This is a genomic window from Pseudomonas sp. TH41, assembly GCF_016650695.1.
Classification (GTDB): domain Bacteria; phylum Pseudomonadota; class Gammaproteobacteria; order Pseudomonadales; family Pseudomonadaceae; genus Aquipseudomonas.
In genome coordinates this window covers 2,039,815-2,062,602 of record NZ_JAEKFH010000003.1, presented here as the reverse complement: position 1 = coordinate 2,062,602, position 22,788 = coordinate 2,039,815, and the positions used below count along the sequence as shown (strand labels likewise).

Sequence of the window (22,788 nt, the reverse complement as noted above, 5' to 3'; positions counted from 1 at the left end):
CCTTAGGGTGTGAAATACAGCCTAGCAGTGATTTTTCGGATTACTTCGGTCGGTGAATCCCGCAGCGACGTTCAGATTTACTGCACTTTCTCGAACCCCTGAAGTCCCAACCAACACACGCAACTCAATCAATGCAGGAGAGCCACCATGGCCAACACCTCTTTACGTAAAGCCTCATTGCAAAGCATGGAAGCCGAGATCGAGAGTCTGCTGAAATCTTTGGAAAACTTGAAGGACGACGCCTCGGACGAGTCGCGTAAAACCCTGAAAGCCTTGAAGGCTAACGCCGAGAACGCGCTGAAGCATTCGCGCCATCTGCTCAGCGATGCGTACGAAGAAGTCAAAGTCAAAACACGAGAAACCGGGATTGCCACTCGGGACTACGCCCAGGATCACCCTTGGACGACAGCCGGTGTCGCTGTCGGTGCACTGGGCCTCCTTGCGGCCTACCTGCTGTGCAAACGCGACGACTAATACCCCTGGCGCAGCTCATTCTTGAGCCACTGCGCCAATTGCCGAGCGCGCCCGTCTGCGGCGCGCTTGGGTAGCCATAACGCCAGTTGCGCCGGGGTTTCACTGAAACCCCATGGCGCAACCAGGCGACCGGCTTTCAAGTCTTCGGCCACCAGCGGCTCTGGCGCAATGGCCACACCCAGCCCCGCCACCGCGGCTTCCAGCAAGTAATACAAATGCTCGAAACCCTGACCGAACTTCAACGCCTTGGCGTCGAGACCGCTTTGCTGTGCCCAGCTGGGCCACGCTTGCGGTCGTGAGGTGGTGTGCAGCAAGGGCTCGGTCAACAACGCGTTTGTAGGTGCGTTCATCAACCGTGCGTAACCGGCGAATCGAGGGCTCATGACCGGGCCGATTCGCTCGCTTGCCAGTTCGTAGACTTGCATGTCCGCGGGCCATGGCGGCTCGGCAAACACTAGTAATGCGTCCAGACCGGGTTTGCGCGGGTCAAGATCGCCTTCGCCAGCCGACAGGTGCAGGCGCAAATCCGGCAGATCCGCGTTCAAACGCCCCAAACGGGGGATAAACCAACGCGCCAGCAGGCTTCCCGAGCAGCCGAGTACGAACGGCGCATCGGCGGTGCTTTGAGTCAGTTCGGCGCAGACCGTGCGCAAACGCTCAAAAGCTTCACCGCTGACATCGCGCAAACGAACGCCGGCATCTGTGAGTTTAAGGCCACGTCCATCCTTGATGAACAGGCTCACGCCAAGGTGTTCTTCCAGCACCTTCAATTGCCGGCTGACCGCCCCATGGGTGACGTGCAATTGCTCGGCAGCCTGACTGACGCTGTTCAGGCGGGCAGTGGCTTCGAAGGCCCGGAGGGCGTTCAGAGGAGGAAGGTCATGGCTCATGGTATCTGTGAGTTTTCCTGACAGGTTGTGGCGATCTTATCGGTTTTCAGCTCAAGACGTCAGGGGTAGAGTGGACCCCATTGTCATCTCACGCATTCAACTGGAGCGACCCATGACCCAGACAACTCTGCGCACCGGCCCCGACACCAACGGCATGTTCGGTTCGTTCGGCGGCCGCTACGTCGCCGAAACACTGATGCCGTTGGTTCTCGACCTGGCCCGTGAATACGAATTGGCCAAGGAAGATCCCGCCTTTAAAGAAGAATTGGCCTACTTCCAGCGCGACTACGTCGGTCGTCCAAGCCCTCTCTACTACGCTGAACGACTGACCGAGTTCTGTGGCGGCGCGAAGATTTACCTTAAACGCGAAGAGCTGAACCACACCGGCGCGCACAAGATCAACAACTGCATCGGCCAGATCCTGTTGGCGCGGCGCATGGGCAAGAAACGCATCATCGCCGAAACCGGCGCTGGCATGCACGGCGTGGCAACAGCTACCGTGGCGGCGCGGTTTGGCCTCGACTGTGTGATCTACATGGGCACCACTGACATCGAACGTCAGCAAGCCAACGTGTTCCGCATGAAGCTGTTGGGCGCGGAAGTAATCCCGGTGGTCGCTGGCACCGGTACTCTGAAAGATGCGATGAACGAAGCCTTGCGTGACTGGGTGACCAACGTCGACAGCACGTTCTATCTGATCGGCACCGTGGCCGGCCCGCACCCTTATCCCGCCATGGTTCGCGACTTCCAGGCCGTTATTGGCAAGGAAACCCGTACCCAGCTGCAAGCCCAGGAAGGCCGTCTGCCAGACAGTCTCGTGGCGTGCATCGGCGGCGGTTCCAATGCCATGGGCCTGTTTCACCCGTTCCTCGATGACAAAAGTGTCGAGATCATCGGCGTTGAAGCCGCCGGTTACGGCATCGAAACCGGCAAGCACGCGGCCAGCCTGAATGGCGGCGTCCCGGGCGTGCTGCACGGCAACCGCACCTTCCTGTTGCAGGACGATGACGGCCAGATCATTGACGCCCACTCGATCTCCGCTGGCCTCGATTATCCTGGCATCGGCCCGGAACATGCCTGGTTGCATGACATCGGCCGCGTTCAGTACACCTCGGTGACCGACGACGAAGCCCTCGACGCGTTCCACAAGTGCTGCCGCCTGGAAGGGATTATTCCTGCGCTGGAAAGCGCCCATGCCTTGGCCGAAGTATTCAAGCGCGCCCCAACCCTGCCGAAAGATCACCTGATGGTGGTCAACTTGTCCGGCCGTGGCGACAAAGACATGCAAACCGTGATGCACCACATGGAACAATCCCAGCAGGAGAAACACTGATGAGCCGCCTGCAAACGCGTTTTACAGAACTCAAGGAACAGAATCGCGCCGCCCTGGTGACCTTCGTGACCGCTGGCGACCCGAGCTACGACACCTCCCTGGCAATCCTCAAAGGCTTGCCCGGTGCTGGTGCCGATGTGATTGAGCTGGGCATGCCCTTCACCGATCCGATGGCCGATGGCCCGGCGATTCAGTTAGCCAACATCCGCGCACTGGGGGCCAAGCAGAACCTTGCGAAAACCCTGCAAATGGTTCGCGAGTTCCGTGAAGGCAATACCGAGACGCCGCTGGTGTTGATGGGTTACTTCAACCCGATCCATATGTACGGTGTGCCGCGTTTCATTGCTGACGCCAAAGAGGCCGGTGTTGATGGCCTGATCGTGGTCGACATGCCGCCTGAACATAACGGCGAACTGTGCGACCCGGCTCAGGCTGCGGGTATCGACTTCATTCGTCTTACCACGCCGACCACCGACGACGTGCGCCTGCCAACCGTGTTGAACGGCAGCTCCGGCTTTGTTTACTACGTGTCGGTAGCCGGTGTGACCGGTGCCGGCGCGGCGACGCTGGAGCACGTCGAAGAAGCGGTCGCCCGACTGCGTCGCCACACCGATTTGCCAATCAGCATCGGTTTTGGCATTCGCACACCCGAGCAAGCAGCGTCCATTGCACGTCTGGCCGACGGTGTAGTGGTGGGTTCTGCCCTGATCGATCACATCGCCAATGCCTCGACACCGGACCAGGCGATCGATGGCGTGCTGAGTCTTTGCTCGGCGCTGGCTGAGGGTGTGCGTCAGGCGCGAGTCAGCTGAAGGTAAAGTTCTTGATACAGAGGAATTAGCGCCACGCCGTGCAGACTAAACAGTAAGACCGAGGGCTTCAGAACTACGTTCTGAAGCCCTTTTTGCTGTATGTGCAGTGAGGAAAGACCCGATGAAAATGCCGAAACGTCTGATTGCCAGCCTGGGTGTACTGATGCTGAGTGCAACCCCGTTGCTGCACGCAAGTGCCGACCAACGCGACGATCACGACCACGGCGGCCCGCAGCAGGGCCAGTACGATAATCACGGCAACAACAATCATGGTGATGACCACCGTGGTCCGCAGGACAATCATCGCGGCGGACCTCCGCCACGGGACTTCGGCCCCGTTCGCCAGACTATTCATGATAATCACGGTTATTTCGTACGCGGTGCGCCGCCACCGCCAGGTATTCGTCTGGAGCGTGGCCGACCAATGCCTCACGGCTATTATGGCGAGCGTCTGGATAACCGCGCTCTGTCGCATCTGCCGTATTACCAGGGTTACGAATGGCGCCGCGCGGGAGGCGACATTGTGCTGATCGCCATAGGAACCGGGATTGTTTATGAAATTCTGGATGGGGTTTTGTGATGGTTGATCGAGCTACATCGGCGTAGCGCCATGAAAAAGATCGCAGCCCAATGTAGGAGCTGCCGAAGGCTGCGATCTTTTGATGTTCAGGGTAACTCCAACCCACCCGCTGCTTTATGCAACTTCCTCAAATGTTCACCCACCTGCTTCAGGTTGGCTTCATTGGCTGCCATCTCGGCAGCACGGCTCGGTTCGAGCAACGCTCTGACTTCCTTGTCCAGGTCGCCGGTCAGCGCCTGAAGTTGTTTCTGTCGCAGGCTGCTTTCCGATTCCAGATGCTGCCATTCGCTGGGCTGCGGCAAGCCATAACCACCGGGGCCGAGCAACTCTGCCGGACGGCTGAGGAAGCCACTATTGGCGAGAATCTGTTGCAAGGTCGCGTTGGCCTTGTCCATGCCGCCGTTCTTCAATTCCCGAGCGCCCAGATAGCGCTGTTTGACTTCGTCCTGGGCCAGCAACAACTGTTGACGGAAGGCGGCCTGCTCCAATAGCAGCAGTGCGGCGCTGGTGCGCAAGTCTGCCTGGTCGAACCACTTGCGCCGTTCTTCGGCTTTTAATGCCAACCAGTCTTCGACGGTTTCCTGTTTGATCGGTAAATGCTTCTTCAGCACTTCGAACATGGCTTGGTAGCGATCGCGGAAAGAGTCGAAGCGATAGCCCAGACGCAGCGCCTCTCGAGGATCGTCCAGCACGCTGGTGTCCGCCATCCCCCGTCCCTTAAGCACTTCCAGCAAGCCATTGGGCATGATGCTGTCCAGACCGACCAGTTGCGCATTGTTGGTGCCGCTGCGCAACAGTTTCAGTTCTTCTACTGCACAGTTGTTGGACAGGAAGAAATAGTTGCCGTCGTAACTCCAATGCATCTCGGCGGCATGTTCCACGACATCTTCGATCTCGCTGCGCGAGAGGTTCAGCGGCACCGAGGCCAGGCTGCGCAGTTCGGTCTTGGTGTACTCGTCGATCACTTGAGACAGCGGCAGTACAAACAGACGCGACGGGTATTTACCCACCAGCCCGTCCCAGCTCGACAGCTGTACGTCACCGACAAAGGCCCGGTAGGACAACACCAGGTGCTGATCCAGATCCAGTCGGCAATCGGGCCCACGTGGTCGGCCAGGGGCACAGATCACCAGTCGCAACATGCTGTGACCCCAACGGCTGACCCAGTTCTGATTGGCTTCAGCCAGCAAATAGTCGACGGCGTAAACGCGCTCCGGATCGACCTGGCCCAAAGGTTGTTTGGCGAAGTCGTTGCCTGCATTAAGGAACGCGAAGGATTTGCTGCAAGTGGCTTTGGCGGCGGGAGCCCAGCCGAAATGTTCTTTGTAGTAGCGGTACAGCGCAGGACGACGACAGGCGTAGCTCGGGTCGAGGAGAAAATACTCCATGTTGACCGCAACGAACTCCTTGGGATTGGTCGTTTCGTAGAGGTCAGGGCTGCGGGCAATCTGTCGGTTGTGCTGTTCGCGCTCGCCACGACGGCCGACGTATTGCTGCCAGCCGGCGAGATCAAGCAGGCGCGGATCGTCGCTCAGCGTGAAGCGTCGATCGGTCTGGCCGCGACATTGATCGGGAATGCCGACCAGCCCTGAGCTGCTGTTGCGCTGGGTACAGCGCCGAATCAGCTTGCGCTCCGCGCCTGGCCACAGGCGCGAGCGGTCATAAATGTGGGTGAGTTCATGCAACACCGTGGCGAGCATTTCCTGGCGGACGGTGCCATGGGGGCGATTGGTCTTTTTGGTTGCGGCGCTACCATCGGTGAGGCTGGCGAGCAAGTTGCGATTCAGGTCGAGTTCGAAGACCAACGACGCCTGCCCATAGGCGTTGCTAGGCATGTCATCGGTCCAGCCGACGTCGATGCGGCGGTCGAGTTGCTCGATGAACCGTGGCGGCAGCGCCTGCATGGCTTCATCGAGCAACGCCTGGCTAGCCTGCTGTTGCGCGGGACTCAGACCGTCGGTCTTGAGTTGTAATTGCAGGCTGGCCTGGGCCGGATTGCCAAAGAGCAACATGACCGCGGCCAGTAACCAGGCGCCTGGAGACTTCACAGTGCGAGGATGGCTTCGGCAAGCACTTGGTCACTGGCGTCACGCGCTTCGGGCACGCGGGTGCGCAACGTGTTGAGGGCTGCTTCCAGGTGCGCACCACGAATATCGCCGTCGCTGGCGACGAAACTGGCGGCATCGTCGTGGGCTTCACGGATGATTTTCGAATCACGGATAGAGGTGGTGGTGTCGGAAGTGAAATCGAGTGTGCGCTGGGTGGCACGAATGATCATGTTACTGGTGGCTTCCAGGGTGTGCGCCTGGGCCACGTCGGCCAGCAATAGCAGGCCTAGGGTGGCAGCAATCAGTGGGTTACGCATGGAACGACTCCGGAGGAACGAGGATAACTATTGGACGAGAATTGCTTGCGCCAGTTCAAGGTCGCTTGCATGAAGTTTTGGCTGAGTTCGACGCAGGAAAACAAGTGCGGATTCCAGTTGCGCCCCTCTCAGTTGGCCGTCGCTGGCAATGAAAGCTGCCGCGTCGTCCTGAGCGGCGAGCAGCAGTTTATGGTCGAAGGGGGCGGAGGTCACCATGCTTGTGGCGTAGCCGGTGGCCACGATGCCCTGCGTAGAAAGGTTGAAGGCATCGTAGGCATGGGCTGAACCCGCCCAACAGGCCGTTATGAATACCGGAGCGATCAATAGACTTGAAAGAAAACGCATGAGACTCGATAGCTGAAAGCGAGCTGCAAGGCTAGCGCAACCCCCGGCCTAGAGCCAGCGTCGAAACATGGGGACACTGCAGGCGTGTCCCCTGTCAGTAAATGTTGCTTAGCTTAGATAGTCAGAATGGCTTGTGCGAGTTGGGCATCCGTCGCGTTCAACTGCGGGGCCTGGTGGCGAATGTAGTCGAGTGCGCTTTCCAGTTTCACGCCACGAATCGCGCCTTCGCTGGCGACGAAGCTGGCGGCGTCGTCACGGGCAGCGCGCACGATCTTGTTATCGCGAAAGGACGATGTGACATTGGAGGTCGCATCGGAAGTGGCCTTGAGTGCGTCGACGACGGTATCGGTGGTCACAATAAAGCTGCTGGCGTGGGAATTGGCAGCCACGGCAAGCAGGGCTGCAGTGCTGAGCAGACGAAGTCGGGACATGGTGTAACTCCTTTTAATAAACCAAGTAAGAGGTGACGAGGTATCTGATGGATCAGACGCCTATCGCGAGGTGTTCGCCACGTTCTGGTTTGATTTTAGGCCTGCGCGTAAGGGTTCGAACAGTCCCGTCTGTGCCAATAGGGCGCTAGCGCCAAAAGGGCTTGTCCAGTTCGTTGACACGGTCCGCGTAGCTGATGCCCAGATCTGAAAGTTGCTGGTCATTGAGCTGGCCCAGCAATCGTCGGGTTCTAGCCCTTTCCAGGCTGTCGACGAGTGCTCTTGGCAATCCGCGAAGCCAGCCCAAACGAGGTTTCGATTGAGGCGTGGAAACGGAAATTTCCAGTAAATGTTTCATGGTCGCAGTCCTTTTGCTGGCAGGTGGGAATTCATGTTGGCCCTGGCCGGACTTTCGCGACAGATACACTGCGGCATAATTGTACTGGTGCAGATTAATATAAAATCAAACTGTGCTTGTCTGTTGTTAGCACTATTGTGTGGGCGTCTTTGGAGCCCCAAAACGACAAAACCCGTCGTGGTTTCCCACGACGGGTTTTGTTTTTTCAATTCGGGTTGCTGGCGGTGGACCCTACAGGTCGGAGCCAGCGACGCTAACTTAGCGCCAGAACGGCTTGCTCAGCTCTTCGTAGCGTTGTGCTTCGCTAATCCCGGCATCAGCCAGCAGACGCGAATCCAAACGAGCCAGTTGATGGCGGCTGGAGATGCGGCGCTGCCACAACATCAGGTTGGCGAGAACGCGAAGAGGCGTGGAAGCCTGGGTTTTTGCAGCGTTGTCTTCGAAGAACAGCTCGGAACTGAGTGTACGTTCCATGGTTGACATCCTTCCGCTTATGGCGGGATTAGGTAGTGGTTTAACTGGTGCCCATGATCCTCTCGTTTGGCCAGTCTCTCTAGATACAGTTCACCTGTATTGTGAGGGACCAGTTAACTGTTAACAGGGGGTGTACTGGTCTAAATTGAGGCAACTGTACCTGTCTGCACCTATATGGTGCGTTTATGGCGATTTCTTCCAAAAAGGTAGGAGATTGCAGTAGGAAATGACCGGTACAGCAGTACAGTTTTCAACAGAAAATAACACCGCAATAGCCAGCTGACGAAACTGTGTTTGCGTCAGCTGCTATCTGTATCAATTACACGGCAAGCATGCGCCCGGTTTCTTCCAGGTTCATGTGCCAGCTCAGGGCATCACGAAGGATATGAGGCGTGTGCCCGCCGATGGCGCAAGCGGCTGTGAAGTAATCATCCAGGGCCTGGCGGTAATCCGGGTGTACACAGTTGTCGATGATGACGCGAGCCCGTTCCCGCGGCGCGAGTCCACGTAAGTCTGCCAGACCTATCTCGGTGACGAGGATGTCGACGTCATGTTCCGTGTGATCGACGTGGCTGACCATCGGCACCACACTGGAGATCGCGCCACCTTTGGCGATTGATTTGGTGACGAAGATCGCCAGATGCGCGTTGCGCGCAAAGTCGCCCGAGCCGCCGATACCATTCATCATCCGTGTACCGCAGACGTGCGTGGAGTTGACGTTGCCGTACAGGTCGAACTCCAGCGCCGTATTGATACCGATGATGCCGAGCCGGCGCACCACTTCCGGATGGTTGGAGATTTCTTGCGGACGCAGGACCAGCTTGTCCTTATAGCGTTCCAGATTGCCGAAGACGTCAGTATTGCGACGGGCCGACAAGGTGATCGAACTGCCCGACGCGAAGCTCAGCTTGCCCGCGTCGATCAGGTCGAAGGTCGAGTCCTGGAGCACTTCGGAGTACATCGTCAGGTCTTCGAACGGCGAGTCGATCAGGCCGCACATCACCGAGTTGGCGATGGTGCCGATACCGGCTTGCAACGGGCCGAGCTTGTTGGTCATGCGCCCAGCCGCCACTTCCTGTTTGAAGAAGTCGATCAGGTGGTCGGCAATGGCCTGGGTCTCGACGTCTGGCGGCAGCACAGTGGATGGCGAGTCGGGTTGATTGGTGATCACGATCGCAACAATCTTTTCCGGTGGGATCGGGATGGCGGTGCTACCGATACGGTCATCGACCTTGACCAGTGGGATAGGCGTGCGGGTCGGACGGTAAGTCGGGATATAGATGTCGTGCAGACCTTCGAGATTCGGGTTATGCGCCAGATTGATCTCGACGATCACATGTTTGGCGAAAATCGCGAAGCTGGCCGAGTTGCCAACTGAAGTGGTCGGCACAATGTGACCTTGCTCGGTGATCGCTACGGCTTCAATCACCGCAATGTCCGGCAGTTTGAGTTGCTGGTTGCGCAGTTGCTCGACGGTTTCCGAGAGATGCTGGTCGATGAACATCACTTCGCCGGCGTTGATTGCCTTGCGCAAGGTGCTATCAACCTGGAACGGCATGCGCCGCGACAGTACGCCGGCTTCAGTGAGCTGTTTATCGAGGTCGTTGCCCAGGCTCGCGCCGGTCATCAAGGTGATTTTCAGTGGGGTGATTTTGGCGCGTTCGGCCAATGCATGGGGCACGGCTTTGGCTTCGCCGGCGCGAGTGAAACCACTCATGCCGACGGTCATGCCGTCCTCAATCAAAGCGGCAGCGTCAGCGGCGCTCATCACCTTATCCAACAACGAAGGCAAACGAATACGATCACGGTACATGGATTGTTATCTCGGGCAACGGAAGCAAGGTACGCAGTTTAGTGATTTCAAAAAAAATCCTCCCGCTACCATGGTCGAATGCCAACCCCTGATTTAGAGCCTTTTGTCGGTTTTTTCGCGGGCAATAAAAAACCCCAGCCTGCTAAAGGCTGGGGTTTAGGTATTGCTGCGTGTGCGGGTTTTACTCGACGGCTTTAACCATGTCTTCGATGACCTTCTTGGCGTCGCCGAAGACCATCATGGTTTTATCCAGGTAAAACAGTTCGTTATCCAGACCGGCATAGCCGCTGGCCATTGAGCGCTTGTTGACGATGATGGTCTTGGCCTTGAACGCTTCGAGAATCGGCATGCCGGCAATCGGTGATTTCGGATCGTTCTTCGCGGCCGGGTTGACCACGTCGTTGGCGCCGAGTACCAGCACCACGTCGGCCTGACCGAACTCGGAGTTGATGTCTTCCATCTCGAACACCTGGTCGTAAGGCACTTCGGCCTCGGCCAGCAACACGTTCATGTGGCCAGGCATCCGACCGGCAACCGGGTGGATCGCGTACTTCACGGTCACGCCGCGGTGGGTCAGCTTCTCGGTCAGCTCCTTCAGCGCATGCTGCGCCCGCGCCACTGCCAGGCCGTAACCCGGGACGATGATCACGGTGTCGGCGTTGGTCAGCAGGAAGGTGGCATCGTCAGCCGAACCGGATTTCACCGGGCGGGCTTCTTTCGAGCCAGCAGGGCCGGCCGCATCCGTCGTGTTGCCAAAGCCACCAAGCAGGACGTTGAAGAACGAACGGTTCATCGCCTTGCACATGATGTACGAGAGGATTGCACCGGACGAACCCACCAGGGAGCCCGCGATAATCAGCATCGCGTTGTTTAGCGAGAAACCGATACCTGCCGCTGCCCAGCCGGAGTAGCTATTGAGCATCGACACAACCACTGGCATGTCTGCGCCACCGATCGGGATGATGATCAGCACGCCCAGCACGAAGGCCAGGGCCAGCATCAGCGCGAAGGCATTGAGGTCGCCGGTCAGCATGAAGGTCACGCCCAATGCCAGTGTCGCCAGGCCCAGCAGCAGGTTCAGCTTATGCTGGCCGCCAAACTGTACGGGCGCGCCTTGGAACAGGCGGAACTTGTACTTGCCCGCCAGTTTGCCGAAGGCGATGACAGAGCCGGAGAATGTGATCGCACCGATGGCTGCACCGAGGAACAGTTCCAGACGGTTACCGGCCGGGATCGCGTCACCGAGTTGCTGGACGATGCCCAGCGACTGTGGCTCCACCACGGCAGCCACGGCGATGAACACAGCTGCCAGGCCGATCATGCTGTGCATGAAGGCGACGAGCTCGGGCATCTTGGTCATTTCAACGCGTTTGGCCATGATCGAACCGACAGTGCCGCCGATCAGCAGGCCGACGATCACGTAGACGATACCGTCATGGGCCAGCTCGGCACCGAGCTTGTAGATCAGGCCGACCGTGGTAAGGATCGCCAGGCCCATGCCGAGCATGCCGAACAGGTTGCCGCGACGCGACGTGGTTGGGTGCGAGAGGCCCTTGAGCGCCTGGATGAAGCAGACCGAGGCGATCAAATACAGGGAAGTAACCAGGTTCATGCTCATGCTTGCTGCACCTCAGCCTTGACTGCGGCTTTGGCTGCCTGAGCTTTTGCTGGAGCCGCTTTCTTCTTGAACATTTCCAGCATGCGCCGGGTCACCAGGAAGCCACCAAATACGTTGACCGCGGCCAGGGCCACGGCCAGGGTGCCCATGGTCTTGCCCAGCGGGGTTACGGTGAGGGCGGCGGCGAGCATGGCGCCGACGATCACGATGGCCGAGATGGCGTTGGTGACAGCCATCAGCGGTGTGTGCAGTGCAGGTGTCACGTTCCAGACCACGTGGTAGCCGACATAGATGGCCAGTACGAAGATGATCAGGTTGTAGATACCGTGAGAGATCAGCATGTCTTCCATTGTTTTTATCCTCAGCCGTTCTTGCGCACGATCTGGCCGTCGCGGCACATCAGGCACGCGGCGACGATATCGTCTTCAAGGTTGATCACCAGTTGTCCTTCTTTATCGAACAACAGTTTCATGAAGTCCAGCAGGTTGCGTGCATACAGTGCCGAAGCGTCTGCCGCGACCGCGCCGGCAAGGTTGGTCGGGCCGCAAATGGTCACGCCATTCTCGACCACCACCTGATCCGCAACGGTCAACGGGCAATTGCCGCCTTGGGCTGCGGCGAGGTCGATGACCACCGAGCCTGGCTTCATCTGCGCCACGGTTTCCGCGCTCAGCAGCGTCGGTGCCTTGCGGCCCGGGATCAGTGCGGTGGTGATGACGATGTCAGCCTGCTTGGCGCGCTCGTGTACGGCCAGGGCCTGACGTTGCATCCAGCTGGCCGGCATTGGTCGCGCGTAACCGCCGACACCGACGGCGCATTCGCGTTCTTCATCGGTCTCGTAAGGCACGTCGACGAACTTGGCGCCCAGGGATTCGATCTGCTCTTTAACGGCAGGCCGCACGTCAGACGCTTCGATCACTGCACCCAGACGTTTCGCCGTAGCAATCGCCTGCAAACCGGCCACGCCAGCGCCAAGAATCAGCACGCGCGCCGCTTTCACGGTTCCCGCAGCGGTCATCAGCATCGGCATGAAGCGCGGATAATGGTGAGCGGCCAGCAATACGGCCTTATAGCCGGCGATGTTCGCCTGAGACGACAGCACATCCAGGCTTTGGGCGCGGGAGGTGCGTGGCGCAGCTTCCAGGGCGAACGCGGTAATGCCGCACTCGGCCAGCTTGGCAATGGTTTCATTGCTGAACGGGTTGAGCATGCCCACCACAACGGTGCCGCTCTTTATCAACGTCAGCTCGCTGTCGCTGGGGGCGACCACCTTGAGAATCAGCTCGGCACCAAACGCATCATTGGCGCTGCCAATGGTTGCGCCTGCCGCTTCATAAGCACTGTCGACAACACTGGCATTGATGCCGGCGCCGCTTTGCACAGTGACCTTATGACCCTGGCCGATCAGCTTCTTGATGGTTTCCGGGGTTGCAGCAACCCGTGTTTCACCCGTCTGGGTTTCGAGAGGAACACCAATGTGCACGTCAAATCTCCTGCGTGATCTTATTGAGTAAACCCAGGCACTACGGATGGTGCGGCTGGGGCGGCCGATCAGCACGATCCCGCTAAATCAGGGCGGGGCGGGGCATTTTGCAGGCGAACTTTGTGCCCTTACAAGGGATTATGACGGGTGACGGAAAATTAACTACAAGTCACCCCGTGACCGAATGTCGCAACTAACCGGCTCAAACCCTTGCACACCGTGACTTGTAGGGGGTTTTGGCAAATTTTCATAAATTACAAATCGTTACGGTGAATGAAGCGTTATTTCGCTGAAGTAGAGGCTTAAAGCCACGTCTTCAGGCGCTTGTGGGACGTTTGTACTCCCTATCTGTACAGTCTGCGAATATGCGACATATAGTTATATCTGTAGGGCTTTTATTATTCTGACTACGAGGTCAACTAAAAGGCTGAAGCCTTTAACCTTCTAGGTTGTAGCTGTGTGCCTGATAGATCAGCCAGTCCCGAAATGCCTTCAGCGAGGCCGATTCGACCTTTCTCTCGGGAATCATCAGGTAATAAGCCTTGATGCTGGAGAGTGCCTGAGGGTTGGCGACCACCAGGCGCTTCTCGGCTAGCTCACGTTGAATCAGAAACGGTGGAATCAACGCAATCCCCATGTCGTGCATGGCCGCTTGGGACAGCATGGAGAATAGCTCGTAGCGCGGCCCTGTCATGTCGCGGGGGATATTAAGGTTCTGAGCGTTGAACCATTGACGCCAGGCATAGGGGCGCGTGGTTTGTTGAAGGAGCGGGAGTTCAGCGATTTCACTGGCGCTCAGGTGTGTCTTTCCCCCAAGTAGGCTCGGGCTGCATACGGGCATCGGATTTTCACCCATCAGCCTGTGGGATTCCGTACCCGACCAATCCGCATCGCCGAAGTAGATCGCGGCATCGAAGTCAGTGTCGGCAAACAGAAAGGGCCGTGTGCGGTTTGTGAGGTTGACCGTCACTTCCGGGTGTTTTTGCTGGAAGTCCTTGAGCCGTGGCAGCAGCCATTGAGTGCCAAACGTTGGTACGACCGCCAGTTCGATCACGTTTGCGCCTTGCTGGCCCATCACTGACAAGGTATCCCGCTCAACCGCATCGAGCTGAGTGGCTATCCGGCGGCTGTAGGAAAGCCCGGCTTCCGTCAGCTTCACTCCACGTCGCGAGCGTCGGAACAGTTCCACGCTGAGGAACTCTTCAAGGCTGGCGATCTGTCGGCAAATTGCCCCCTGGGTCAGTGAAAGCTCTTGGGCGGCCTTGGTAAAGCTCTCGTGGCGCGCTGCCGCTTCAAAGCTAATCAGGGCGGTTGTGCTGGGTATTTTCCTGCGCATGTACATCAACCTCACTAATACACCGCATAAACGCTATTTCGCGATGTTTCGGAGTGAGAAATTAGCACAACAGTATGCAAAATCCTCGTTTGCCGTAATGCCGAACCCGGCCTAGGATCAGTCCACGTTATTTGACCCGATTCGAGAGGACACACTCATGGGCGGTAAAGCTAGCTTCAACTGGATCGATCCCCTGCTGCTGGATCAACAGCTCACCGAAGAAGAGCGCATGATCCGCGACACCGCCGAGCAATTCGCTCAGCAGAAGCTCGCGCCGCGCGTGCTCGAAGCTTTCCGCCATGAAAAAACCGATCCGGCGATCTTCCGCGAGATGGGTGAAGTTGGCCTTCTGGGCGCAACCATCCCTGAGCAGTACGGCGGCAGCGGCCTGAACTACGTCAGCTACGGCCTGATTGCTCGTGAAGTCGAGCGCGTCGACTCCGGCTATCGCTCGATGATGAGTGTGCAGTCCTCGTTGGTGATGGTGCCGATCAATGAATTCGGTACCGAAGCCCAGAAACAGAAGTACCTGCCGAAACTGGCCTCAGGCGAGTGGATTGGTTGCTTCGGTCTGACCGAGCCGGACCACGGCTCCGACCCGGGCGCGATGATTACGCGCGCACGTAAAGTGGAAGGCGGCTACAGCCTGACTGGCAACAAGATGTGGATCACCAACAGCCCTATCGCCGATGTGTTCGTGGTCTGGGGCAAGGACGATGCGGGCGACATCCGTGGCTTCGTTCTGGAGAAGGGCTGGAAAGGCCTGAGCGCTCCGGCGATTCACGGCAAGGTTGGTCTGCGTGCATCGATCACCGGTGAGATTGTGATGGACAACGTGTTTGTCCCTGAAGAGAACATCTTCCCGGATGTCCGTGGTTTGAAAGGTCCATTCACCTGTCTCAACTCGGCACGTTACGGCATCGCCTGGGGCGCGCTGGGTGCGGCTGAATTCTGCTGGCACACCGCTCGCCAATACACCCTGGATCGTCAGCAGTTCGGTCGCCCATTGGCCGCAACGCAGTTGATCCAGAAGAAACTGGCCGACATGCAGACCGAAATCACCATGGCATTGCAGGGTTGCTTGCGCCTGGGTCGTATGAAAGATGAAGGGACGGCGGCAGTCGAGATCACTTCGATGATGAAGCGCAACTCCTGCGGCAAATCCCTGGACATCGCTCGTATGGCGCGCGACATGCTGGGTGGCAACGGTATTTCCGATGAATTCGGTGTTGCCCGCCATCTGGTGAACCTGGAAGTGGTGAATACCTATGAGGGTACGCATGACGTCCACGCGCTGATCCTTGGTCGGGCGCAGACCGGCATCCAGGCGTTCTATTAATAGGGGAACGGCCATGGGCGCGCTTTCGCATCTACGGGTACTGGATTTATCGCGGGTACTGGCCGGGCCTTGGTCCGGGCAGATTCTGGCGGACCTTGGCGCTGAGGTGATCAAGGTCGAGCGCCCGGGAAATGGCGATGATACGCGTGCCTGGGGGCCTCCCTTCCTTAAGGACGCCTATGGCGAGAACACCAGCGAAGCGGCCTATTACTTGTCGGCCAATCGCAACAAGCAATCAGTGACCATCGACTTCACGCGCCCAGAGGGACAAAAGCTGGTGCGTGAGCTGGCGGCGAAGTCGGACATTTTGATCGAGAACTTCAAGGTCGGTGGTCTGGCGGCATATGGGCTGGACTATGCGTCGCTGAAGGCGATCAATCCGAATCTCATCTATTGCTCGATCACCGGGTTTGGTCAGACCGGGCCATATGCCAAGCGTGCGGGTTATGACTTCATGATCCAAGGGCTGGGCGGTCTCATGAGCCTGACGGGGCGACCTGAAGGGGAAGAGGGGGCTGGGCCGGTAAAGGTCGGGGTGGCGCTGACGGATATTTTGACCGGGCTCTATTCGACTGTGGCGATTCTTGCCGCATTGGCTCACCGGGAGCATGAAGGGGGCGGTCAGCATATTGATATGGCCCTGCTGGATGTTCAGGTGGCGTGTCTGGCTAACCAGGCAATGAACTATTTGACTACCGGAGTTGCTCCCAAGCGTTTAGGTAATGCTCATCCGAACATCGTGCCTTATCAGGATTTTCCTACGGCGGATGGCGACTTCATCCTCACCGTGGGTAATGACGGGCAGTTCCGTAAATTTGCCGAGGTGGCTGGTCAGCCTCAGTGGGCAGATGATCCGCGTTTCGCTACCAACAAGTTGCGGGTGGCAAATCGGGCGCTGCTGATTCCACTGATCCGCCAGGCCACAGTGTTCAAGACCACTGCTGAGTGGGTCGTACAGTTGGAGCAGGCGGGTGTGCCGTGCGGGCCCATCAACGATCTGGCTCAGATGTTTGCCGATCCTCAGGTTAAGGCGCGTGGATTGTCGATCGAGCTTCCCCATGCGCTGGCCGGGATGGTGCCGCAAGTGGCGAGTCCGATTCGTCTTTCCGAGACTCCGGTGGAATACCGCAATGCGCCTCCTTTGTTGGGTGAGCATACGCTGGAGGTTTTGCAGCGGGTGTTAGGTCTGGATGCCGGCGCGGTCGCGGCTTTTAAAGCGGCTGGGGTGCTTTAAGGCTTCCCCCTATATAGAGGGAGTGGTTTTGCACTTCTTTATGAGGGAAATCGGGCTGTTTTCGGCCTTTGCGCAACTTATTGATAGAAAAGCAAAATCAGAGGTTGACGGCAGATTCCAGACGTCTATAATTCGCCCCACTTCCGGCGCAGTCGAAACGGAAAACTCCTTGGTAAACAATGAGTTACGCAGTTTTCGGCAGCAAGTTGCTTCAGGTCATCGAAGCGCGAAAGGAGTTGAAAAAGAGGTGTTGACAGCAGCGAGTAACGCTGTAGAATTCGCCTCCCGCTAACGAGAGATCGAAAGCGCAAGTGGTTGAAGTTACAAAGGAAACTTTGAAAGCTTCGGAAAATAACCGCTTGACAGCAACAGAGGCTGCTGTAGAATGCGCGCCTCGGTCGAGACGAAAGACTCAACCAACCGCTCTTTAACAACTGAATCAAGCAATTCGTGTGGGTGCTTGTGGAGTCAGACTGATAGTCAACAAGATTATCAGCATCACAAGTTACTCCGCGAGAAATCAAAGATGTAACCAACGATTGCTGAGCCAAGTTTAGGGTTTCTTAAAAACCCAAAGATGTTTGAACTGAAGAGTTTGATCATGGCTCAGATTGAACGCTGGCGGCAGGCCTAACACATGCAAGTCGAGCGGCAGCACGGGTACTTGTACCTGGTGGCGAGCGGCGGACGGGTGAGTAATGCCTAGGAATCTGCCTGGTAGTGGGGGATAACGCTCGGAAACGGACGCTAATACCGCATACGTCCTACGGGAGAAAGCAGGGGACCTTCGGGCCTTGCGCTATCAGATGAGCCTAGGTCGGATTAGCTAGTTGGTGAGGTAATGGCTCACCAAGGCGACGATCCGTAACTGGTCTGAGAGGATGATCAGTCACACTGGAACTGAGACACGGTCCAGACTCCTACGGGAGGCAGCAGTGGGGAATATTGGACAATGGGCGAAAGCCTGATCCAGCCATGCCGCGTGTGTGAAGAAGGTCTTCGGATTGTAAAGCACTTTAAGTTGGGAGGAAGGGCAGTTACCTAATACGTAATTGTTTTGACGTTACCGACAGAATAAGCACCGGCTAACTCTGTGCCAGCAGCCGCGGTAATACAGAGGGTGCAAGCGTTAATCGGAATTACTGGGCGTAAAGCGCGCGTAGGTGGTTCGTTAAGTTGGATGTGAAATCCCCGGGCTCAACCTGGGAACTGCATTCAAAACTGTCGAGCTAGAGTATGGTAGAGGGTGGTGGAATTTCCTGTGTAGCGGTGAAATGCGTAGATATAGGAAGGAACACCAGTGGCGAAGGCGACCACCTGGACTGATACTGACACTGAGGTGCGAAAGCGTGGGGAGCAAACAGGATTAGATACCCTGGTAGTCCACGCCGTAAACGATGTCAACTAGCCGTTGGGAGCCTTGAGCTCTTAGTGGCGCAGCTAACGCATTAAGTTGACCGCCTGGGGAGTACGGCCGCAAGGTTAAAACTCAAATGAATTGACGGGGGCCCGCACAAGCGGTGGAGCATGTGGTTTAATTCGAAGCAACGCGAAGAACCTTACCAGGCCTTGACATCCAATGAACTTTCCAGAGATGGATTGGTGCCTTCGGGAACATTGAGACAGGTGCTGCATGGCTGTCGTCAGCTCGTGTCGTGAGATGTTGGGTTAAGTCCCGTAACGAGCGCAACCCTTGTCCTTAGTTACCAGCACGTAATGGTGGGCACTCTAAGGAGACTGCCGGTGACAAACCGGAGGAAGGTGGGGATGACGTCAAGTCATCATGGCCCTTACGGCCTGGGCTACACACGTGCTACAATGGTCGGTACAGAGGGTTGCCAAGCCGCGAGGTGGAGCTAATCCCAGAAAACCGATCGTAGTCCGGATCGCAGTCTGCAACTCGACTGCGTGAAGTCGGAATCGCTAGTAATCGCGAATCAGAATGTCGCGGTGAATACGTTCCCGGGCCTTGTACACACCGCCCGTCACACCATGGGAGTGGGTTGCACCAGAAGTAGCTAGTCTAACCTTCGGGAGGACGGTTACCACGGTGTGATTCATGACTGGGGTGAAGTCGTAACAAGGTAGCCGTAGGGGAACCTGCGGCTGGATCACCTCCTTAATCGACGACATCAGCTGCTCCATAAGTTCCCACACGAATTGCTTGATTCATTGAAGAAGACGATAAGAAGCAGCCCGAAATTGGGTTGTGGCTGTGTTGGTTAGAGCGCACCCCATGCTGTGTGGTTAAGAGCAGGGTGAGGTCGACCTTAGTAGCTCGAAATTGGGTCTGTAGCTCAGTTGGTTAGAGCGCACCCCTGATAAGGGTGAGGTCGGCAGTTCGAATCTGCCCAGACCCACCAATTTTGTGTGGGAAACGCCTGTAGAAATACGGGGCCATAGCTCAGCTGGGAGAGCGCCTGCCTTGCACGCAGGAGGTCAACGGTTCGATCCCGTTTGGCTCCACCACTAACTGCTTCTGACTTGTAAAGCTTAGAAATGAGCATTCCATCGTAACGATGGTGAATGTTGATTTCTGATCTTTAAGATTAGATCGTTCTTTAAAAATTTGGGTATGTGATAGAAAGATAGACTGAACGTTACTTTCACTGGTAACGGATCAGGCTAAGGTAAAATTTGTGAGTAATTGCGAATTTTCGGCGAATGTCGTCTTCACAGTATAACCAGATTGCTTGGGGTTATATGGTCAAGTGAAGAAGCGCATACGGTGGATGCCTTGGCAGTCAGAGGCGATGAAAGACGTGGTAGCCTGCGAAAAGCTTCGGGGAGTCGGCAAACAGACTTTGATCCGGAGATGTCTGAATGGGGGAACCCACCTAACATAAGTTAGGTATCTTAAGCTGAATACATAGGCTTAAGAAGCGAACCAGGGGAACTGAAACATCTAAGTACCCTGAGGAAAAGAAATCAACCGAGATTCCCTTAGTAGTGGCGAGCGAACGGGGACTAGCCCTTAAGTGGCTTTGAGATTAGCGGAACGCTCTGGAAAGTGCGGCCATAGTGGGTGATAGCCCTGTACGCGAAAATCTCTTAGTCATGAAATCGAGTAGGACGGAGCACGAGAAACTTTGTCTGAATATGGGGGGACCATCCTCCAAGGCTAAATACTACTGACTGACCGATAGTGAACTAGTACCGTGAGGGAAAGGCGAAAAGAACCCCGGAGAGGGGAGTGAAATAGATCCTGAAACCGTATGCGTACAAGCAGTGGGAGCCCACTTTGTTGGGTGACTGCGTACCTTTTGTATAATGGGTCAGCGACTTATTTTCAGTGGCGAGCTTAACCGAATAGGGGAGGCGTAGCGAAAGCGAGTCTTAATAGGGCGTCTAGTCGCTGGGAATAGACCCGAAACCGGGCGATCTATCCATGGGCAGGTTGAAGGTTGGGTAACACTAACTGGAGGACCGAACCGACTACCGTTGAAAAGTTAGCGGATGACCTGTGGATCGGAGTGAAAGGCTAATCAAGCTCGGAGATAGCTGGTTCTCCTCGAAAGCTATTTAGGTAGCGCCTCATGTATCACTGTAGGGGGTAGAGCACTGTTTCGGCTAGGGGGTCATCCCGACTTACCAAACCGATGCAAACTCCGAATACCTACAAGTGCCGAGCATGGGAGACACACGGCGGGTGCTAACGTCCGTCGTGAAAAGGGAAACAACCCAGACCGTCAGCTAAGGTCCCAAAGTTATGGTTAAGTGGGAAACGATGTGGGAAGGCTTAGACAGCTAGGAGGTTGGCTTAGAAGCAGCCACCCTTTAAAGAAAGCGTAATAGCTCACTAGTCGAGTCGGCCTGCGCGGAAGATGTAACGGGGCTCAAACCATACACCGAAGCTACGGGTATCACTTAGGTGATGCGGTAGAGGAGCGTTCTGTAAGCCTGTGAAGGTGAGTTGAGAAGCTTGCTGGAGGTATCAGAAGTGCGAATGCTGACATGAGTAACGACAATGGGTGTGAAAAACACCCACGCCGAAAGACCAAGGTTTCCTGCGCAACGTTAATCGACGCAGGGTTAGTCGGTCCCTAAGGCGAGGCTGAAAAGCGTAGTCGATGGAAAACAGGTTAATATTCCTGTACTTCTGGTTATTGCGATGGAGGGACGGAGAAGGCTAGGCCAGCTTGGCGTTGGTTGTCCAAGTTTAAGGTGGTAGGCTGGACTCTTAGGTAAATCCGGGAGTCTAAGGCCGAGAGCTGATGACGAGTTACCCTTTGGGTGACGAAGTGGTTGATGCCATGCTTCCAAGAAAAGCTTCTAAGCTTCAGGTAACCAGGAACCGTACCCCAAACCGACACAGGTGGTTGGGTAGAGAATACCAAGGCGCTTGAGAGAACTCGGGTGAAGGAACTAGGCAAAATGGCACCGTAACTTCGGGAGAAGGTGCGCCGGTGAGGGTGAAGCATTTACTGCGTAAGCCCATGCCGGTCGAAGATACCAGGCCGCTGCGACTGTTTATTAAAAACACAGCACTCTGCAAACACGAAAGTGGACGTATAGGGTGTGACGCCTGCCCGGTGCCGGAAGGTTAATTGATGGGGTTAGCTAACGCGAAGCTCTTGATCGAAGCCCCGGTAAACGGCGGCCGTAACTATAACGGTCCTAAGGTAGCGAAATTCCTTGTCGGGTAAGTTCCGACCTGCACGAATGGCGTAACGATGGCGGCGCTGTCTCCACCCGAGACTCAGTGAAATTGAAATCGCTGTGAAGATGCAGTGTATCCGCGGCTAGACGGAAAGACCCCGTGAACCTTTACTATAGCTTTGCACTGGACTTTGAATTTGCTTGTGTAGGATAGGTGGGAGGCTTTGAAGCGTGGACGCCAGTTCGCGTGGAGCCAACCTTGAAATACCACCCTGGCAACTTTGAGGTTCTAACTCAGGTCCGTTATCCGGATCGAGGACAGTGTATGGTGGGTAGTTTGACTGGGGCGGTCTCCTCCTAAAGAGTAACGGAGGAGTACGAAGGTGCGCTCAGACCGGTCGGAAATCGGTCGTAGAGTATAAAGGCAAAAGCGCGCTTGACTGCGAGACAGACACGTCGAGCAGGTACGAAAGTAGGTCTTAGTGATCCGGTGGTTCTGTATGGAAGGGCCATCGCTCAACGGATAAAAGGTACTCCGGGGATAACAGGCTGATACCGCCCAAGAGTTCATATCGACGGCGGTGTTTGGCACCTCGATGTCGGCTCATCACATCCTGGGGCTGAAGCCGGTCCCAAGGGTATGGCTGTTCGCCATTTAAAGTGGTACGCGAGCTGGGTTTAGAACGTCGTGAGACAGTTCGGTCCCTATCTGCCGTGGACGTTTGAGATTTGAGAGGGGCTGCTCCTAGTACGAGAGGACCGGAGTGGACGAACCTCTGGTGTTCCGGTTGTCACGCCAGTGGCATTGCCGGGTAGCTATGTTCGGAATAGATAACCGCTGAAAGCATCTAAGCGGGAAACTAGCCTCAAGATGAGATCTCACTGGGACCTTGAGTCCCCTGAAGGGCCGTCGAAGACTACGACGTTGATAGGTTGGGTGTGTAAGCGCTGTGAGGCGTTGAGCTAACCAATACTAATTGCCCGTGAGGCTTGACCATATAACACCCAAGCAATTTGTTGACTCGAGAGAGCACCAGATTGCGGTGTGTGAAGACGCAATGAACCGAAAGTTCGAGCTGTTCACAAACACCGAGATCTATCACATACCCATTCGCTGGAGCGTGATCTCGCAAGAGAAAACGACCTGGCTCCCGAATTTCTTGACGACCATAGAGCATTGGAACCACCTGATCCCATCCCGAACTCAGCAGTGAAACGATGCATCGCCGATGGTAGTGTGGGGTTTCCCCATGTGAGAGTAGGTCATCGTCAAGATTAAATTCCGAAACCCCTATCTGCGTATGCAG

18 protein-coding genes, 2 tRNA genes and 3 rRNA genes are annotated in these 22,788 nt (G+C 56.4%); 11 read left to right on the top strand and 12 right to left on the bottom strand.

Going from position 1 to position 22,788, the window contains the following annotated elements; translation table 11 throughout:
* Positions 1-147 precede the first annotated feature (147 nt).
* The gene (locus JFU37_RS12005; protein ID WP_201115496.1) at positions 148-474 is read left to right on the top strand and encodes a DUF883 family protein; all 327 of its coding nucleotides are present in this window, start codon (positions 148-150) and stop codon (positions 472-474) included.
* Here JFU37_RS12005 and JFU37_RS12000 read toward each other — a convergent pair.
* Positions 471-1,364: a LysR family transcriptional regulator gene (locus tag JFU37_RS12000; protein ID WP_201115495.1), complete on the bottom strand. Its 894-nt coding sequence runs from the start codon at positions 1,362-1,364 to the stop codon at positions 471-473. The genes JFU37_RS12005 and JFU37_RS12000 overlap by 4 nt on opposite strands.
* Before the next feature lie 112 nt (positions 1,365-1,476).
* On the opposite strand from JFU37_RS12000, the gene trpB reads away from it, so the two are divergent.
* The 3 genes from trpB (at position 1,477) to JFU37_RS11985 (ending at position 4,089) form a co-directional block, all read left to right on the top strand.
* On the top strand, positions 1,477-2,697 hold the full coding sequence (trpB, locus tag JFU37_RS11995) for a tryptophan synthase subunit beta (protein ID WP_201115494.1): 1,221 nt from the start codon (positions 1,477-1,479) through the stop codon (positions 2,695-2,697).
* Positions 2,697-3,509, top strand: a complete 813-nt coding sequence (gene trpA / locus JFU37_RS11990) for a tryptophan synthase subunit alpha (protein WP_201115493.1) — start codon at positions 2,697-2,699, stop codon at positions 3,507-3,509. Before trpB ends, trpA begins: the two co-directional genes overlap by 1 nt.
* Positions 3,510-3,630: 121 nt before the next feature.
* Positions 3,631-4,089 carry an anti-virulence regulator CigR family protein gene (locus JFU37_RS11985; protein WP_201115492.1) on the top strand — a complete coding sequence of 153 codons (459 nt, stop codon included), beginning with the start codon at positions 3,631-3,633 and terminating at the stop codon, positions 4,087-4,089.
* A gap of 86 nt (positions 4,090-4,175) precedes the next feature.
* Here the strand turns inward: JFU37_RS11985 and JFU37_RS11980 are convergent, their stop codons facing one another.
* The 11 genes from JFU37_RS11980 to JFU37_RS11930 form a co-directional block, all read right to left on the bottom strand.
* Positions 4,176-6,137: a DUF7844 domain-containing protein gene (locus JFU37_RS11980; protein ID WP_201115491.1), complete on the bottom strand. Its 1,962-nt coding sequence runs from the start codon at positions 6,135-6,137 to the stop codon at positions 4,176-4,178.
* The gene (locus JFU37_RS11975; RefSeq protein ID WP_201115490.1) at positions 6,134-6,454 is read right to left on the bottom strand and encodes a DUF2388 domain-containing protein; all 321 of its coding nucleotides are present in this window, start codon (positions 6,452-6,454) and stop codon (positions 6,134-6,136) included. The genes JFU37_RS11980 and JFU37_RS11975 overlap by 4 nt, the downstream gene beginning before the upstream one ends.
* Before the next feature lie 27 nt (positions 6,455-6,481).
* The gene (locus JFU37_RS11970) at positions 6,482-6,799 is read right to left on the bottom strand and encodes a DUF2388 domain-containing protein (RefSeq protein WP_201115489.1); all 318 of its coding nucleotides are present in this window, start codon (positions 6,797-6,799) and stop codon (positions 6,482-6,484) included.
* Between the two features lie 113 nt (positions 6,800-6,912).
* The gene (locus JFU37_RS11965) at positions 6,913-7,230 is read right to left on the bottom strand and encodes a DUF2388 domain-containing protein (protein WP_201115488.1); all 318 of its coding nucleotides are present in this window, start codon (positions 7,228-7,230) and stop codon (positions 6,913-6,915) included.
* 145 nt (positions 7,231-7,375) lie between these two features.
* Positions 7,376-7,585 carry a DUF1127 domain-containing protein gene (locus JFU37_RS11960; protein WP_201115487.1) on the bottom strand — a complete coding sequence of 70 codons (210 nt, stop codon included), beginning with the start codon at positions 7,583-7,585 and terminating at the stop codon, positions 7,376-7,378.
* A gap of 258 nt (positions 7,586-7,843) precedes the next feature.
* Entirely contained in the window at positions 7,844-8,059 is a 216-nt protein-coding gene (locus JFU37_RS11955) for a DUF1127 domain-containing protein (protein ID WP_046055341.1), read from the bottom strand.
* Between the two features lie 319 nt (positions 8,060-8,378).
* A complete protein-coding gene (locus JFU37_RS11950) occupies positions 8,379-9,872 on the bottom strand; it encodes an acetyl-CoA hydrolase/transferase family protein (RefSeq protein ID WP_201115486.1) in 1,494 nt (497 codons plus the stop codon).
* Positions 9,873-10,053: 181 nt separating this feature from the next.
* On the bottom strand, positions 10,054-11,490 hold the full coding sequence (locus tag JFU37_RS11945) for an NAD(P)(+) transhydrogenase (Re/Si-specific) subunit beta (protein ID WP_201115485.1): 1,437 nt from the start codon (positions 11,488-11,490) through the stop codon (positions 10,054-10,056).
* Positions 11,487-11,840 carry an NAD(P) transhydrogenase subunit alpha gene (locus tag JFU37_RS11940; protein WP_201115484.1) on the bottom strand — a complete coding sequence of 118 codons (354 nt, stop codon included), beginning with the start codon at positions 11,838-11,840 and terminating at the stop codon, positions 11,487-11,489. The genes JFU37_RS11945 and JFU37_RS11940 overlap by 4 nt, the downstream gene beginning before the upstream one ends.
* An 11-nt stretch (positions 11,841-11,851) precedes the next feature.
* On the bottom strand, positions 11,852-12,973 hold the full coding sequence (locus JFU37_RS11935; RefSeq protein WP_201115483.1) for a Re/Si-specific NAD(P)(+) transhydrogenase subunit alpha: 1,122 nt from the start codon (positions 12,971-12,973) through the stop codon (positions 11,852-11,854).
* A 436-nt stretch (positions 12,974-13,409) separates the two neighbouring features.
* On the bottom strand, positions 13,410-14,309 hold the full coding sequence (locus tag JFU37_RS11930; protein ID WP_201115482.1) for a LysR family transcriptional regulator: 900 nt from the start codon (positions 14,307-14,309) through the stop codon (positions 13,410-13,412).
* 157 nt (positions 14,310-14,466) lie between these two features.
* On the opposite strand from JFU37_RS11930, the gene JFU37_RS11925 reads away from it, so the two are divergent.
* The 7 genes from JFU37_RS11925 (at position 14,467) to rrf (ending at position 22,756) form a co-directional block, all read left to right on the top strand.
* On the top strand, positions 14,467-15,648 hold the full coding sequence (locus JFU37_RS11925; protein WP_201115481.1) for an acyl-CoA dehydrogenase: 1,182 nt from the start codon (positions 14,467-14,469) through the stop codon (positions 15,646-15,648).
* Between the two features lie 13 nt (positions 15,649-15,661).
* Positions 15,662-16,882, top strand: a complete 1,221-nt coding sequence (locus JFU37_RS11920) for a CaiB/BaiF CoA transferase family protein (RefSeq protein ID WP_201115480.1) — start codon at positions 15,662-15,664, stop codon at positions 16,880-16,882.
* Positions 16,883-17,465: 583 nt separating this feature from the next.
* Positions 17,466-19,004: ribosomal RNA gene (locus JFU37_RS11915) — 16S ribosomal RNA — on the top strand.
* Between the two features lie 164 nt (positions 19,005-19,168).
* A tRNA-Ile gene (locus tag JFU37_RS11910) sits at positions 19,169-19,245 on the top strand.
* Positions 19,246-19,275: 30 nt separating this feature from the next.
* A tRNA-Ala gene (locus JFU37_RS11905) sits at positions 19,276-19,351 on the top strand.
* A gap of 236 nt (positions 19,352-19,587) precedes the next feature.
* Positions 19,588-22,479, top strand: a 23S ribosomal RNA gene (locus JFU37_RS11900).
* A gap of 161 nt (positions 22,480-22,640) precedes the next feature.
* Positions 22,641-22,756 (top strand): 5S ribosomal RNA (gene rrf / locus JFU37_RS11895).
* The 16S, 23S and 5S rRNA genes sit together here with 2 tRNA genes alongside, the layout of an rRNA operon.
* Positions 22,757-22,788 lie beyond the last annotated feature (32 nt).